Below are 15,969 nucleotides of genomic sequence, written 5' to 3'. Positions count from 1 at the left end.
TGGAACGTGCAAAACGAGCAACCAGCTCGTCTATGCTTCTTCAGTTGTTTAAATTGCTTCTTTAGTTGTTTTAACTGCTTTAATTGCCACAACTGCCATAACTGCCACAACTGTCAAAATTGCCACAACTGTCATAACTGCCATAACTGTCATAACTGCCATAACTGTCAACATGGAGGAAGATAAGACGGAGAACGGCCACTGACTGAATCAATCTGATGTACGCCCCTAAAATAGATAGTAGAGAAACCCCCGGGTCAATCTAATCTAATTTTGGGGGCGTTTTGCGTTGGGAGTGAATGGACGGAAGTTACAACGTTACTGACATGACGGACAAAGAGCTGGACATAGAATTATTTGTAAAGTATTGGGGCAGATCGAGAACAGCTAATGAGGAGGAATAGAATGAGAAAGTTAAATCCTTCCATGCGTCTAAAGGTGAAACGAGATACGTTTTTTCTCCCTGATTCGAGCGGTGTGTATTTCCGAAACAATGTAAGCTCGTTCCGCATGGAAGGTGAGGCGATCGATAAGTGGATTGAAAAGCTGATACCGATATTCAACGGGGAGCATAGACTGGGGGATTTAACAAACGGATTGCCGGACCAACACCGAAACCAGGTGTATGACATTGCAGAAGTCTTGTATCGCAATGGCTATGTTCGGGATGTAGGCCAAGATGCACCGCATCAATTGCCGGAAGAGGTTCTCGAAAAGTATGCCTCTCAAATTGAGTTTTTGGATCATTTTGGTGATTCGGGTGCGTATCGGTTTCAATCCTATCGTCAGGCGAACGTATTGGTGGTCGGTTCCGGTCCATTCTTGATATCGGCGGTTTCTGCGCTGCTGGAATCCGGGCTGCCAAGGTTTTATGTTCTGGTCTCGGGTTCGGATTCTACTGACCTGCAACGAATGGCGGAAATAGCGGTACATGCCCGTAAGTCCGATTCCGAGGTGGCTGTGGCGGAAGTTACCTTGCCAAAGGAGGACGAGAGTGGCTGGCGGGAGATTGTAAGGCCGTTTGATTCGATTTTGTTTGTATCGCGAGAGGGCGATATCGAGGGACTTCATGCTCTTCATGCCGCTTGCAGGGAGGAGAAAAAGGTATTTCTTTCTGCTGTATTCGTGCAACAAGCCGGTATGGCGGGACCGCTAGTGTGCCCGGATGCCGAGGGATGCTGGGAGTCGGCATGGCGTCGCATACACCAGTCCGCGATTTCTAAAGATCCGCAATTGCATGCCTTTTCTTCTACAGCAGGAGCGATGTTGGCCAATGTGATCGTGTTTGAATTATTTAAAAAGTTGACGGGAACGGACGATTCGGAACAAAATAATCGGTTTTACCTATTGGATCTGGAGACCTTGGAAGGAAGGTGGCATTCGTTTATCCCTCATCCGCTTGTGACCGGATTTCGCACACCTGAATGGATTCATGATTTGGATCGACGGCTTGAACGGAGCTCGAACAAAAGCGAGAACGGATTAATTCCTTACTTCATCCGGCTGACATCGGCGGAATCAGGGATTTTTTATGCTTGGGAAGAGGGGGATTTAAAGCAGCTGCCGCTATCTCAGTGCCGCGTTCAGGCAATGGATCCAATAACGGAAGGACCGGCCGGTCTGCTACCGGACATCATCTGTGCCGATCTGACGCATGAGGAAGCAAGGCGGGAAGCGGGGTTATCCGGGCTTGAAGCCTATGTATCGAGAATGGCCGGTTTGCCCGTTGCTCTGGAAACGCAGGAGTTTATTGGCGTAGGAGCAGGAGAAACGGTTGCGGAAGGGATTTGCCGAGGGTTGCAAAGGTGCTTGGACGAAGTATTGGTCACGCGGCGGGAGCACCAGTTATCCATTGTCTCCCGGGTACAGTTAGGTACGGTAGAGGATCGACACTGCTCTTATTATCTGCAGGCCTTGACGAGCATGAAGGGAGAGCCGTCCATCGCCATGGGAGAGGAAGTGTGCGGATTTCCTGTGATGTGGGTCGGTATGAGGGATGGCTGGTATGGACATGCAGGCTTAAATGTGACATTAGCTTTGCGGAAGGCATTGCAACAGGCTCTGCTAGCAGCACAAAACCAACCGGATGGCCTCCATTCGCAAGCATTGGCGTTTTCATCCGTGCATCTGGAAGAGCGGATGCCATTAAGGTTCGTCGAGATCCCTGCCTGTGAAGCGACATCGCAACATGAGGTGCTTCAGGCCGCCTTGCAGGTTTTGAATTCGAACAGTATGAGGCTCTTGGCTCTCGATCTGGCAGTAGAACCGTTTTTGAAGGAGGAAATAGCAGGAGTATTTGGTGTGGTGCTGCGAGAGGAGGAATCCCGGTGAGCGCTAGGATTGCGATTGTGGGAGAAGGGGTATTGGCAGACTGCGTGTATGGGGAACTGTCACCGGAATTTGAGGTTTTTCGTCAGATTGATTTCGAGGCAGGAGTACCTGAAAAGGCGGATTTGGTGCTGGTGTTGCACGATGCCTGGCATCCTTATGTTCATCAAAAGGCGGAAGAGGCGCTGCAACCGGCTGGCATTCCTTGGCTGCGCGGTTTCGTTTCATTTGGTGAAGGCGTAGTCGGACCGTTGGTTCAACCGGGGATACAAGGTTGCTCCCAGTGTGCAGACACGCGGCGCCTCATGGCGGGGCGTGAACGCAAAGAGATGCGGGGGCTAAAGCAGAGGTTGGGAACGCATGGGGGGATTGCGCGTGATGCATGGGCGTCACGTACGGGGCTTTTCCAGGTCGCTCACTTGCTGGCAGATGAGACTGGAAGGTTATTGCAAGGCAAAACGGTTCAATCGGCAGGGAAGTTGTTTTTGATCAACTTAAAAACGCTGGAGAGCTCCCTTCACCGCATTCTTCCTGATCCGCTGTGTCCGTTTTGCAGTCGATTACAGGATGATTCCTCGACAGCAGCCCGTATTTCGCTGCAACCAAGCCCTAAGATTAGCGCAGACAGTTATCGCTGCCGCTCCATGGATGAGTTGGGTAAAGTATTGACCAACGACTACCTGGATTACCGAACCGGCTTTTTGAATTTGAAATTGGCCAACCTTAAGTCGCTATTTGCCGACGTGAGTGTCAATCTGCCGTTGCCCGGAGAGGATGTGGGATCGGCGGGCCGATCTCATTCCTATGCGGCGAGCGAGTTGACCGCTATATTGGAGGGGCTCGAGCGGTACTGCGGTTTGGCGCCCCGAAGCAAACGGACGGTCGTCCGTGGCAGCTTCCGCAGCCTGAAAGATCAAGCGCTCGACCCTGTTACCGTAGGGGTGCATACAGAGGAGCAATATGCTCGGCCAACGGCTTCTTTTACAACGTTTAATCCCGATCAGCCGATCGATTGGGTATGGGGCTATTCGTTTTTGCAAGAGCGTCCAATCTTGGTTCCAGAGCAGCTCGCCTACTACGGCACGGGCTGCGGGCACCACTTTGTGTTTGAAACGTCCAACGGGTGCGCGTTAGGCGGGAGCTTGGAGGAGGCTGTTTTTTACGGCATATTGGAAGTGGTGGAGCGGGATTCGTTTCTGATGACCTGGTACGCTCGGCTGCCTCTCCCGCGCCTTGACTTAAATTCAGCTAATGACCCGGAATTGCGATTGATGATCGATCGTTTGCAGGCAGTGGCGGGGTTTGATGTACATTTCTTTAACTCGACGATGGAGAATGGCATTCCAAGTGTATGGGGAATCGCGAAAAACAGAAAGCAAACAGGAGTGAATCTCATCTGTGCGGCCGGAGCTCATCCGGATCCGGTAAGGGCCGTGAAGGGTGCGGTTCTCGAGTTGGCCGGCATGATGCAGTCGCTTGACGAGAAATTGGAGGCGAACCGCGAGACGTATGTTCGAATGTTCCATGATTCCTCCCTGGTGCAGCAGATGGAGGATCATTCCCTGCTTTACGGATTGCCGCAAGCGCAGGACCGTCTGAACTTCCTGCTGGATGAAAATCGCCCATTGCGAACGTTCGAAGAGGAATTCGAGCGGGGAGCAAGGCATACTGATTTAACGGATGACCTGAAGGACATTCTTCATACATTCCGCCGGCTCCATCTCGATGTCATTGTGGTAGATGTAACAGCGCCGGAAATTAAACGAAATGGTCTGCATTGCGTAAAAGTGCTGATCCCCGGGATGCTGCCGATGACATTCGGGCACCAGTTTACCCGTCTGGCAGGGCTGGAGCGGGTGCTCCGCGTACCTGCGGAGCTCGGGTACGTAAAGGAGCCGCTTGAGCTAGAGGATCTCAATCCCTATCCGCATCCGTTTCCATAAGTATAAAAAATGCGGCGTGGTTGACCACCCTCGTTATATAAGGAGGGACAAGGATGAGTTTGGAAGCATTTTTGCACGATCTGCATTTTGACATCGATAAGACCAAACCGCCCGACTTGGCGGTGGATTGGGAAGACGGACCGCTTGCCTATAAGCTTTATCGCGGTTTGCCTGTGGTTCAGCTCTCTCCGGAAGTACCGCTGACGCTCGAGGGAAGTGAAGCGAAGCTGTTGCCCGACCTCCGCCAGATGGGTCATTTTCTCTGGTACGTATTTGGGCTCACTCAAATGTCCCAAGCAGTCCTCGCCTCGAATTCCATGATGCCAACCATGGGCCTGCTTCAGCTGTATCGGCGGTTTGCTCCTTCGGGGGGAGCGTTATATCCGAATGAATTATATGTGTATCTAAAGGTAGAGGATTTGCCTGCGGGGGTCTATCATTATGATGTAGCGCATCATCGTTTGGTGTTGCTGCGAGAAGGCGACTTCGATTCCTATTTGGCAAGGGCTCTTGGTAATCGTTATGACGTGTCGGCTTGCTTTGGCGCCGTATTTGTATCGAGCATGTTTTGGAAAAACTTTTTTAAATACAATAACTTTTCCTATCGCTTGCAAGGACTTGATGCGGGTACGCTGATGGGGCAGCTCTTGGAAGTGGCCAAACGGTTTGGATTTGCATCGGGGGTGTATTTCCAGTTTCTTGATCGAGCCGTAAATCATCTTCTTGGGGTATCTGAACAAGAGGAAAGCGTGTATGCGGTAATTCCGCTGTCGATAGAGCCCGGGATTTATTGGGCTGCGAATTCGAATGAGAGTGGGGACATTTTCTCTGCTAGCGAATTGTGCCGGGAGCTGCCAACGGTTCGGCATGACCATTATATCCGGTCCCGGAGGGTCAAGGAATTTCCGATGCTAATCAGAATGAACGAGGCTTCCCTATTCGAATCACTTCCGTCGATACCGCGAATTAGGGAAGAGAAGATCGTTGACAGCGAGGATTCGGCGGTAGCTCTGCCCCGTATGAAGCGGTTGATGTATGATTTGGCATCTGTGAGCCGGAAGCGGTATTCGCCCGACAGTGATTTTATGATGAGCAAGGTAAGCCAAGAGCAGCTGGCGTTGCTGTTGCAGGAGACGGCGGCTTCCTTCAGGTATTGGAATGATCTAGATGGAAGCCATGAGAACTCCGTTTCCCGCGTCTCCCTGTACGTATGTCTGTATAATGTTGATGGTTTTCCAGAAGGTGCTTATCATTATGACAGCGATGCTCATGCATTGCGATTGATACATCCTGGGGATTATCGGCTCCAACTGCAGCGGGGAATGCCTTCCGATAATGTGAACCTGTTTCAAGTACCGTTATGCTTTCATATAGCGGGAGCCAAGGATCATCTTACAACAACGATGGGGTACAGGGGATACCGCATCCAGCAGATGGAAGCGGGGATGCTTGTACAGCGATTGCTGTTAACAGCATCTGCTATCGGGTTAGGGGGACATCCGCTCCTAGGCTTTGACGCCCGATTATGCGACGAGATCTACAAGATGTCTTCGCAAGGATTAACCAGCCTGATCCAAGTCCCAGTAGGCCCCTATCGTCATAGCCCTCGTATAACGGGAGGGTTGCATGGCTAGAAGAGTATGGGGAAAGCTTTCGTCTCCACCAAATGTAGAACCCCATCCGGGAGAGGATGGGGTTTTTGCACTTTATGATCTTGGAATCATGGTGGAGTGGGCTTCAATGATCCCAGCGGCTTGTTGACGATCGAATCGATGATTCACCATATCCACCGTAAAATCCTCGGCTTTCTTGGTATCCATCTTAAAACGAAGACCATTATAACGTAGAAATATAACCAGTGCTGTAAAAGCTGTTCGTATATTTGCATTATGAAAAGGATGGTTTTGACCTAGCGATTCGAACAAAGCGGCAGCCTTTTCATAAATAGTGGGATAAGCGTCTTCGCCAAAGACAGAAGATTGAGGCCTATGGATGGCCGATTCGAGCAATCCAGGTTCTTTCACTCCTATATGTTCCCCCGGGCTATAACGTTGAATCATGGCTACATTGATAGCTATCACTTCTTGGACGGATAGATATCGAATGGATGTCATCTGTCTTTAAGTCCACGAAGCGTTTGATCGTATTCCTCAATGACATCTGTCAATGTATCCATGAAGTCCGTACTAATTCCGTCAGGTAAGGAAACTTTCGTCGATTTCTTAATGACGATTTCCCCTGTTTCTGGGCTAACATCGATGGTAACTATGTCACCCTGATCCAATCCAATTTGTTTCAAAGCGTCAGTCATGGTTATTCCTAGACTATTGCCGAATTTAGTCACTTTTCGTTCCATCTCGACCATCCTGTTCATTAAGTTCCCTCCTTATCAATGCATTCAACTGTTATAACAATTATACAATTGTAGAGTTGAAATTCAACTGGCAGAAAGTTACCGTCTGCGCGAGTGGATAAAAAGTCCTATTTCCCTACTTCATACACATAGTCCAAAAAATATGCAAAGAAATGCATTCCAATATTTGATAGATTTCAATATCGTTTTAATCAGTCGGAATGCACTGTGCTTCATTTAGAGATTCATGTTTTTGTCATCATAAAAGAATATAACGGAGGTTGATTGATTTATGATAACTGAAGTTTCTATCTTACCCATTCAATCTGTCTATTCTATTGACAATCACATTATTACTGCCACAGTTTTAAATGAAGAACCTCTATTAATGAAGTTTGATCGTGTGCTAAGCGATGAAGAATGCCAAGCACTTATTGATTCCGCAGCGTCTCGTCTTAAAAAATCGAAGTTGGCTAATAAAGAAGTGAGTCAAATTCGTACGAGCAGCGGAATGTTTTTTGATGAAAATGAAAGCCCTTTAATTACTATTATTGAGAACCGCATATCAAGCTTGATGCATGTGCCAATTGTACATGCCGAAGGGTTGCAAGTATTAAAGTATGAACCTGGACAAGAATTTAAAGAGCATTATGATTTTTTTGGGTCCAATAATCCCTCTAGTGATAATAATCGAATGAGTACATTAATCATATATTTAAATGATGTAGAAGAAGGAGGAGAAACCACATTCCCGAGTTTAGAGATTACGGTTAAACCGGTTAAAGGTTCTGCTGTTTACTTCGAATATTTTTATAGTAATCAAGCATTAAATGAACTTACACTACATAGCGGCAAGCCTGTTATCCGCGGCGAGAAATGGGTGACTACGCAATGGATGCGTAAGCAACGAATTCGGGAATGTTAGGTTGATACTTACAAATATTATGTCAGTACCTAGGAATGAAGGGATCTTGCCGTTATTTTGTATTTTGTAGGGTAACCGCCGGTATGTTTCTTAAACATATTGTTAAAGTAGCTTTGGTTATGATAACCGACCCGGATCGCAATTTCCTGCAGAGGCAAATCGGTTGTCGTAATCAGCTCCTTGGCTTTCTCGATACGTTTGATGTTTAAATAGTTGGAGAAGGTATCATTCATGGCCTTAATAAATTGTTGTCCCATATACGCCGCATTCACATTAAAAGCAATGGATATGGTTTTTAATGAAATGTTTTCCATGTAATGACGATCGACATAGTCCAGCATGCGCTTGATGATCGGATTCCTATCATCGTCTCTCAAATGAGCAGCCTGCAAAGCTGTCTGTGCTAGCGAACTAAGCCAAAGCTTTATTTCATCCATGTTTTTTTGTTGCTGCAGCTCTGCTACAAGACTTCCTTGATTTTTCATCTGAAACGCATGATCAGGGTTTATTTTATGGGTATAGCTAAGCAAATGGTGGGCAATTTCAATCGTGACATTCTGTACGAGCGAAGGCGAAACACCTCCTGCACGGGATAGTTCGGATAACGTTTCCTCGATAAAGCTCAATACACCGGCGCCATTGCCGTTGATCAAATAAGACTGTAATCGATTGTAATCGATGTTGATTGGAAAGATGTTTTTTAGAGGTGACTGCTCCGAGTCATCCATAATTGTATTCGTTGGCAGTACAAGGCTGTAATCCATTAAATGCAGTGCGCGTTTATAACTGAGATGGACGTCGTGCAGCTCCTTTTCCCGGGTCCCGACCGTAATAAACACATCGCGTTTAAGATAGGCTGCAATGGCTTCGGAGCAGTCCTTTAAAACACTCCGGATTTGCATGGTTGTAGCTTCGGATTCGCCAGGAAAAATACATACGATATATCCATAGGGATCACAGACTGTGACAGCCCACGTTGCAAGCTCTGAGCAAATATTTTCGGCGGCATACTGAATCAAATCCCTGTCGCGATCGGTATCGGAATCTTTATATAAGACTTTTATTAAGCTGACGATGATAGAAGGAGAATCAAATTTGATGTTTAGCAAATCGGCTCTTTGTTCAAGCTCCTGGCGTCTGATTCGATTTACTAACCAGCGGTTGATAATATTATTTCTCAAAATGACTGCATCGCTTCTCAATTGTGTTTGTTCAGATAAATCGCTTTCTATTTTCCAATGTATCCCAATTAATGTATCGGACAACTCTTCCCGATTGACCGGTTTGAGCAAGTAATTCTCAATTCCGAGCATAGCTGCTTCCTTGACCAACGGAAAGTCGGCATGACCGCTAAGAATGACGCATTTGATTAGCCGATTGAAGGACTTTGTCCATTGGATCAATTGAAGTCCATCCACTTCAGGCATTTTTATATCCGTAATCAGGACGTGAATCGTTCTTCCTTCCATGATCGCCATCGCTTCCGCTGCGGATTGGACTGTGCCGACTACCTCCATGCCGTAATCTTCCCAATCAACCAAACGCTGCAATCCTTGAATAATTTTCGGCTCGTCGTCAACCAGCAAAACTTTGTACATCGTTCAGCATCTCCTCTCGGCTCTTTGTTGGAATACAGATACGTACGGTAGTGCCCTTATCGGATTTGCTGTCAATATCCACTCCGTATTCCTTGCCGAATAATAATTGAATACGCCTATGAACATTGGAAAGACCAATTTTATTATGGTTTATTTCACTAGTGATTCTGAGCTGTTCTCTGATTTGATCCCTCGTTGAGTCATCCATCCCCTGCCCGTCATCCGATATTTCAATCACAATCTGCTGCTCTTGCCTATAACCTTGGATCGTTATTTGGTTTTCCGGTCTCGAATGATCGACGGCATGAATCAAAGCATTTTCAATGATCGGTTGCAACAGATGTTTGGGAATACCGAATTGATGAATGTTTTCATCGATTTGGAAGTCGAATATGAGATTGTTGCTATACCTGACATGATACAGTTCGAGATAGTTGTTGCAGAATTCCAATTCATCTTTGATCGTAACGACCAACTCTCCTTTGATGCTATTTCTAAACAATTGGGCAAGAAGCTCGATCATATGTCCTGTACTCTCATCTCCGTAAGACAATGCTTCCATTCGGATTACTTCTAGCGTGTTGTACAGAAAATGGGGATTGATTTGAGCTTGAAGCGCATGGATCTGGGCGTCCTTTTGCAACAAATCGGAAATGTAAATCTTATTGATATAATCCTTGAGCATATTGCACATATGATTGAAATTAACCGCTATGCTGTTGATCTCATCCTGATTTTTACTGACGGGAATCCGGTAATTCAAATTGCCCATCTGTACTTTCTGGATGGCTTTATTGATGAGATTAACCCTTCTTGAAAATAATCGAATACTGACGATACCGAAACATAAGGCAAACGCCGCGCACACTGCGGCGATAAGTACAACCGTGTTTATGGAGGACTGGATAGAAACCAGCATTTGAGAGCGCGGCAGTATAGCTACGACATAATAGCCGAGTTTCTCATGATACAAGGAACTGACGAGACTGGATGGCTCCAAGTTAATCGGTGTAGGACTGTCTGGCCGGAAATGAGGATATGTCTTCCCGTAATAGTTGCCGGTAGTGTCCAAAATCACGTCGCCGTTTTGACTTAATACCATAATTTCAGGCGAAAACTTACCGCTAACCATTTTTTCGAAATGGCGGACAATTCGCTCCGCGTTATAGTTTACGGTCAGGATGGCGATGCTTCGGTTGTACAATGAAGTGTTATCCCCGCCGGAAAGGGCAAAGGGCGCGCGGATGTTCGATGAAATCGAAAAAATACGCAATTGCTTTGAGGTTGCATAGTCTTGAAGATAGGAGGGAGTTATCGAGAGACCATAAAAATCATCGTCCATTTTCCCGAAAGAGGATGTGTTGTTCGCAATGAAACTCTGGCTGTTCAAGATCAAATAATTTGAGGTAAACATGAGATCTTTGCTGATCTTCTTATACAGTACGGCATCAAAAATATCGTTATCCAGGGATGCAACCGCATTGAGGTAGTTATTGATCACAGTTGCTCCCATATAATCAGCTTCGTTGTAATTGGTAATTTTACGGGACAAAAAGTCCATCATACTTTGGTGTTGTACCGGATTAAGATAAATCTGTCTTGTAAGTAAAGTTACGGATTCAGATTTTTCCTCCATATAATTCATTGCATTGGAAGCGCTTTCTTTAACTTTGTATAGACCGTCTTGTTCGGCGGACCGCTTTAGACTGTGAATGACGGACATGCTAAATAGAATGACCGTAAGGATAATGATCCCCGTGTAAATGATAAGAAGACGATTAAAAAATTTTCGTTTAATAAACCTGGAATATAGTGACATCATCGTTTAGTTAACCTCCAGGCAAAGAGTCCATAATTATTGCAAATTACTAAAGTTCTGATCATAGCATCTCATTACGGGAACGTATTACTATGAACCTACGGGACTTCAGAAATTAAACATATCATAGATTAGGGGTACTTAGATGTCAACAAACAACTTGCAGGTCAATAAACAGAAGGTGTACGTTGCCAAAAGAAATAAGGGGATGGATTCTGGAAGAATAACCCTGCTGCTAATGGCGATTCCCTGCGTTATTATCTTGGTCGTATTTTCTTATCTCCCATTGGCGGGTTGGGCTATGGCATTTTTCGATTACAAACCGGGGCTCAAAATGTTAGATACCGAGTTTGTGGGCTTTAAGTGGTTTGTGTTCGCGTTTGACGACCCGGAGTTGTCCAACGTGCTGCGCAATACTCTTGTTCTTAGTTTTCTCAGTCTGTTATCTACGCCGATTGCCGTAATCTTTGCCATCTTCCTTATGGAGATGACCAATAGCAGACTACGGAGGCTTATTCAGACGATAAGCACATTACCCAATTTTATCAGTTGGATTCTGGTATTCTCTTTTGCTTACGCTATATTTGCTCCAGGGGATGGCATTCTTAATAAAGTACTGCTCAATCTGGGTTGGATCTCCAAACCGCTTAACCCTTTGGCAAACCCCGACATTGTCTGGTATTTTCAAACAGCCATCTCGATATGGAAATCGCTTGGCTTTGGGGCCATCATCTATATTGCTGCAATTGCGGGGATCGATCAGGAACAATACGATGCAGCTTCGGTGGATGGGGCGGGTCGATTCAAGCGGATGTGGCATATCACTTTGCCCGGCCTGATTCCCACTTTCATCACGCTGCTGTTGTTGAATATCGGCGGGCTGCTAAATACGGGATTTGAACAATACTTCCTGTTTCAGAATGGACTTACCCAATCCAAGATTCAGGTGCTGGATGTGTATGTCTATAGGCTCGGCATCACGCTCAATAATTATCCGATGTCTACGGCGATCGGAATGGCCAAGACGCTTATCAGTGTTATTCTGCTGTTCAGTGCCAACTATATTTCGAAGAAATTGAGAAACCAGTCGATATTTTAACAAGGAGGGAAAACGATGAAAAAAAGAGATTATACCTTTCAAATTATCAATGCAACCATTTTCTTGTTTTTCGCTTTCTTGTGTATCTATCCCTTCTATTACATCTTTATTGCTTCTGTGAGCGATGCGCACGCTGTAGCTATGGGAGAGGTGCTTTACTTCCCGGTCGGATTCCATCTGGATAATTTCAAAAGTGTTCTAAAGCTGGACGGAATTTTGATGGCTTTCGGTATCTCGGCCGCAAGAACGATCATTGGGACTGCTTTGATGTTGTTCTTCTCTATCATGTTGGCCTATGTGGTAACTAAAAATATTCTTCCGGGCAGAAGGTGGATCTATAGAGCTACTGTGATTACGCTTTTCTTTAACGCCGGACTCATACCTTGGTTCGTTATCATGAAAACTCTATCGTTAAACAACACCTTTTGGCTTTATGTACTGCCTGGCATGATTTCGCCTTTCGCAGTTATATTGATCAAGACGTACATGGAATCGATATCGACTGCGCTTGAGGAGTCGGCCCTAGTCGATGGAGCCGGATACTTTTCGATTTTGTGGAGGATTACAGCACCGGTTTGTCTGCCGGTAATCGCGGCCGTAGCGGTGTTTAATGCGGTGAGTCAATGGAATGCCTGGCAGGACAACTTTTTCCTTGTATCCAATCCGAATCTTCAAACGTTGCAGCTCATGCTTTACAACTACCTGCAGCAGGCAGAGTCTCTTGCCCGAGCAGCCATGCAGGGTAATATCAATTTGGACAATGTTGCGAGCAACAAGCAGCTTGATTCGTTTTCGATCAAGACCACAATCACTATGGTAACGGTATTTCCGATCATACTTGTTTACCCGTTTATGCAAAAGTTTATTGTAAAGGGCATTATGCTGGGATCGGTAAAAGGATAACTTTCGTTATTGGCCTGCTTGCAGGTTACCAATAAGCATGATTAAAAAATAACTGGGGGTATAGGTATGAAGAGGCAAATGGGAAAATGGTCAACGGTGATCCTCATTGCTGCACTCGCATTGAACACTGCATGCTCAGACAACAATCGCGAGCAGAAAAACAATAACGCAGGTAAACAAGCGCCAACGAATCAGGGTGGGACAGCCGCACAGGAAAATCCGAGGGAAAAGGTAGGCTTGTCATTCTGGGCAGCGGAATTGTGGGCCAGTTCCCCGCCGGGACGCCAGGAAGATCCGATCATGAAGCATATCGAAGAGAAGTTTAATATCGAGCTCGATATGGAAACCCAGCCATCCGACGAGAAGCTGGCAGCCATTCTCGCCACTAACAATCTGAAAGATATTATGGTTATTCCCAAGAAAAATTTTGACCAAATGAAAAGCCTGGTTATTGATATGGAACCGCTTCTCGAAAAATATGGACAAGACATCAAAAAGAACATCAGTCCGGAAACGATTTCTTATTATAAAGAAATGTTCGGAGACGGGCAATTGAAATTCCTTGGTTCCGAAATTAGCACGGACGGCCCCGTATTGCCTGAAACGATCTGGGCGGGCCCCTATGTAAGATGGGATTATTACAAGGAGCTCGGTTACCCGGCAATCGAAACGCCCGATGATTATATCAAGGTTGTCGCAGAGATGAAAAAGCTTCATCCTAATAACGAGGATGGAAAGCCATACCACGGGTTCTCATTATGGTTGGACTGGGGCTATGGAATACTGGCCGATCACTGGAACGTAAGACGCCAAGGAGCAGAGGTTATAGGCGGACTGACGAATATTCTTCAAATCGACCGAGATTCTTTCGAATACTTCAACAAATATACCAATGAAAACTCGGGATTCTGGGCTGATCTTGATTTCTGGAATAAGGCCAACAAAGCGGGGCTCATTGACCCGGACAGTTGGACGCAAAAGTATGATCAGGCTGTCCAGAAATATAATACCGGGCAGGTACTTGCCACCTATATTAACTGGGTAATTGGCGGATCAAACTCCTATTTGCAATCCAAGCAGATCTACGACAAAGGTTGGACCGCAGACAACCCCATTCCTATGAGTGGAGAAAACTATTATTATAATACGGAAAATAAAGGACAGAACTTTGTGTATGCCATCAGCAAAGACTCAAAAAATCCGGAAAGAGCAATGGAATTGATCAACTACTTCTATTCTGTTGAAGGCGTACTCACGATTATTAATGGAATCGAGGGACAGGATTGGGTAAACGAGAACGGTGAGTATAAGTATACAGATACTTATTTCGAAAACGAGAAAGACGCTGAAAACGCCTTGAAGTTCGGATATCGGAAATATGCGAACCAATCCGGACTGGATATTACGGGATTCGTCCCTGGCACCAAGAATCCACTTGATTTCAGAAATAATCAATCCTACATGGAGATCCAGCTGGAAAAGCCTGAAAATGCGCTAAAAAAGGAAATTACTTCTTACTACAATGCGGAATTTCCGAACAAGATACCGCCCAAGGGCCAAGAATACGGCAAAACACGCATAGCGGAGCTTTCTCCGTTGCTGCCGCCTAGCGAGCCGGACGAGATTAAGCTGATTTCGGACCGTATCGTCAATTATCTGAACCAGGAGGTCATCAAGCTGATTCTTGCGGATGACTTCGGCGCTCACAAAGCAAAGATCATCAAGGAACTTGAGAAGATGGGGATTGACAAGGTTTACACTTTCTGGGACGGGGAAATGCAGAAGGCCCTCTCGGAGCTTAACTAGTCATTAACCTCCATATAAAGATAGGCAAAATGAGAACTCCCCCTTACAAAAGGCGGAGTTCTCCCAATAAGGGGGGCGGTACATTTGGCAAGCGACGGGATTCGGGATTACAGCAGCCAGCCTACACAACCTATTCGGATTGAAACGGGTAAATACCTGGTCGGGGCACAAGTATGCAATCTGTGGAACAGCTCTTCCGCATGGGAGAAAATCAAACCTTTCGCAAATCGAAAGCCTGTACTTGGTTGGTATGATGAGGCGGACCCTTCCATCATTGATTGGGAGATCAAATTTGCTTTAGAGCATGGCATTCACTTCTTTATGAACTGTTGGTATCGATCCAAAAATAATTTGGGGAAACGGCCGATTACGGCCGAATACGATCATTGGCTAAGAGGTCTGGAACACAGCAGGTACGGGGATCAAATGAAATTTATGATCATGTGGGAGAACGCCAACGACATCGCTTCCGGAGTGGGTTCTGAAAGCGATCTCATTGAAAATCTGCTGCCATATTGGATGGAAAAGTACTTTTCTAAATCCAATTACCTTGTTCTGGATGGAAAGCCGGTTCTCTCGATTTACAATATCGGTCTGCTTGTTGAGCAACTTGGCGGAAGTCTTCCTGCTGCAAGAGCGATCGAGAATATGCGTAAGCGCTGTATAGAGGCTGGATTTAAAGGTTTGATCCTTTTCGGCCAATATTGCTGGGGGCCGGTAACAGAGCGGAATCAGCTTATGAAAGATATCGGTCTGGATTACAGCTTCTCGTATCACTGGCCTACGTTTGCGGATGGCTCTACCCATCCCGGATCGGAATTTTTCGGCGGCAATCCCGATTCCATTATTCTCGCGCAGAAGAAATGCTGGGAAGAGCAGTCCCTGGGGGCTGTTCCTAATATCGTGACGTGTTCCATGGGATGGGATTCGGAACCGTGGGGTTATTCTTGCACAGACCAAACGTGGCGTCTCGAACCCCGCGATTTTCAAAGAGTATGCGAAACGGCTAGACAGGAGCTTGATACCCGGCACGGCGGCGGGTTGGAAAGTACGATAATTTTGCTGGATAACTGGAATGAATACGGAGAAGGGCATTATATCTTTCCAACCGAAAAATATGGATTTTCCTATTTGGAAGCTGTACGTGAAGCATTCAAGACAGTTTAGAAGCGAATATGCGGAAGGGGATGGGATT

The 15,969-nt window shown here is 46.0% G+C and carries 12 protein-coding genes; 8 read left to right on the top strand and 4 right to left on the bottom strand.

What is annotated here, in order from left to right; translation table 11 throughout:
• The first annotated feature begins 405 nt into the window (after window positions 1-405).
• The 3 genes from KJW29_RS23730 to KJW29_RS23720 are packed head-to-tail and all read left to right on the top strand — an operon-like array spanning window position 406 to window position 5,905.
• Complete coding sequence (locus KJW29_RS23730; RefSeq protein WP_214626490.1) at window positions 406-2,331, top strand: putative thiazole-containing bacteriocin maturation protein; 1,926 nt, start codon at window positions 406-408, stop codon at window positions 2,329-2,331.
• Complete coding sequence (locus KJW29_RS23725) at window positions 2,328-4,271, top strand: TOMM precursor leader peptide-binding protein (RefSeq protein WP_214626489.1); 1,944 nt, start codon at window positions 2,328-2,330, stop codon at window positions 4,269-4,271. Before KJW29_RS23730 ends, KJW29_RS23725 begins: the two co-directional genes overlap by 4 nt.
• 53 nt (window positions 4,272-4,324) lie before the next feature.
• Window positions 4,325-5,905 carry a SagB family peptide dehydrogenase gene (locus tag KJW29_RS23720; RefSeq protein WP_214626488.1) on the top strand — a complete coding sequence of 527 codons (1,581 nt, stop codon included), beginning with the start codon at window positions 4,325-4,327 and terminating at the stop codon, window positions 5,903-5,905.
• A 72-nt stretch (window positions 5,906-5,977) separates the two neighbouring features.
• Here the strand turns inward: KJW29_RS23720 and KJW29_RS23715 are convergent, their stop codons facing one another.
• Window positions 5,978-6,385: a type II toxin-antitoxin system death-on-curing family toxin gene (locus tag KJW29_RS23715; protein WP_214626487.1), complete on the bottom strand. Its 408-nt coding sequence runs from the start codon at window positions 6,383-6,385 to the stop codon at window positions 5,978-5,980.
• The gene (locus KJW29_RS23710) at window positions 6,382-6,645 is read right to left on the bottom strand and encodes an AbrB/MazE/SpoVT family DNA-binding domain-containing protein (RefSeq protein ID WP_214626486.1); all 264 of its coding nucleotides are present in this window, start codon (window positions 6,643-6,645) and stop codon (window positions 6,382-6,384) included. The genes KJW29_RS23715 and KJW29_RS23710 overlap by 4 nt, the downstream gene beginning before the upstream one ends.
• 271 nt (window positions 6,646-6,916) lie before the next feature.
• On the opposite strand from KJW29_RS23710, the gene KJW29_RS23705 reads away from it, so the two are divergent.
• The gene (locus KJW29_RS23705; protein ID WP_214626485.1) at window positions 6,917-7,549 is read left to right on the top strand and encodes a 2OG-Fe(II) oxygenase; all 633 of its coding nucleotides are present in this window, start codon (window positions 6,917-6,919) and stop codon (window positions 7,547-7,549) included.
• A 29-nt stretch (window positions 7,550-7,578) separates the two neighbouring features.
• Here the strand turns inward: KJW29_RS23705 and KJW29_RS23700 are convergent, their stop codons facing one another.
• Window positions 7,579-9,147 carry a response regulator gene (locus tag KJW29_RS23700; RefSeq protein WP_214626484.1) on the bottom strand — a complete coding sequence of 523 codons (1,569 nt, stop codon included), beginning with the start codon at window positions 9,145-9,147 and terminating at the stop codon, window positions 7,579-7,581.
• The gene (locus tag KJW29_RS23695; protein WP_214626483.1) at window positions 9,125-10,783 is read right to left on the bottom strand and encodes a sensor histidine kinase; all 1,659 of its coding nucleotides are present in this window, start codon (window positions 10,781-10,783) and stop codon (window positions 9,125-9,127) included. Before KJW29_RS23695 ends, KJW29_RS23700 begins: the two co-directional genes overlap by 23 nt.
• A gap of 328 nt (window positions 10,784-11,111) precedes the next feature.
• Here KJW29_RS23695 and KJW29_RS23690 point away from each other — a divergent pair, with 328 nt between their 5' ends.
• The 4 genes from KJW29_RS23690 to KJW29_RS23675 all read left to right on the top strand — a co-directional run bounded on the left by KJW29_RS23690 (window position 11,112) and on the right by KJW29_RS23675 (window position 15,941).
• On the top strand, window positions 11,112-12,065 hold the full coding sequence (locus tag KJW29_RS23690) for an ABC transporter permease subunit (protein ID WP_246608351.1): 954 nt from the start codon (window positions 11,112-11,114) through the stop codon (window positions 12,063-12,065).
• Window positions 12,066-12,080: 15 nt separating this feature from the next.
• Window positions 12,081-12,968 (top strand): carbohydrate ABC transporter permease, encoded by an 888-nt coding sequence (locus KJW29_RS23685; RefSeq protein ID WP_214626482.1) that lies wholly within the window; start codon window positions 12,081-12,083, stop codon window positions 12,966-12,968.
• A 66-nt stretch (window positions 12,969-13,034) separates the two neighbouring features.
• On the top strand, window positions 13,035-14,774 hold the full coding sequence (locus KJW29_RS23680; protein WP_214626481.1) for a type 2 periplasmic-binding domain-containing protein: 1,740 nt from the start codon (window positions 13,035-13,037) through the stop codon (window positions 14,772-14,774).
• 84 nt (window positions 14,775-14,858) lie between these two features.
• A complete protein-coding gene (locus KJW29_RS23675) occupies window positions 14,859-15,941 on the top strand; it encodes a glycoside hydrolase family 99-like domain-containing protein (protein ID WP_214626480.1) in 1,083 nt (360 codons plus the stop codon).
• The last annotated feature ends 28 nt before the right edge of the window (window positions 15,942-15,969 follow it).

Origin of the sequence: Paenibacillus agaridevorans (assembly GCF_018604145.1) — a bacterium.
GTDB classification, from domain to species: domain Bacteria; phylum Bacillota; class Bacilli; order Paenibacillales; family Paenibacillaceae; genus Pristimantibacillus; species Pristimantibacillus agaridevorans.
This window is presented reverse-complemented; position numbering and strand designations above follow the sequence as displayed.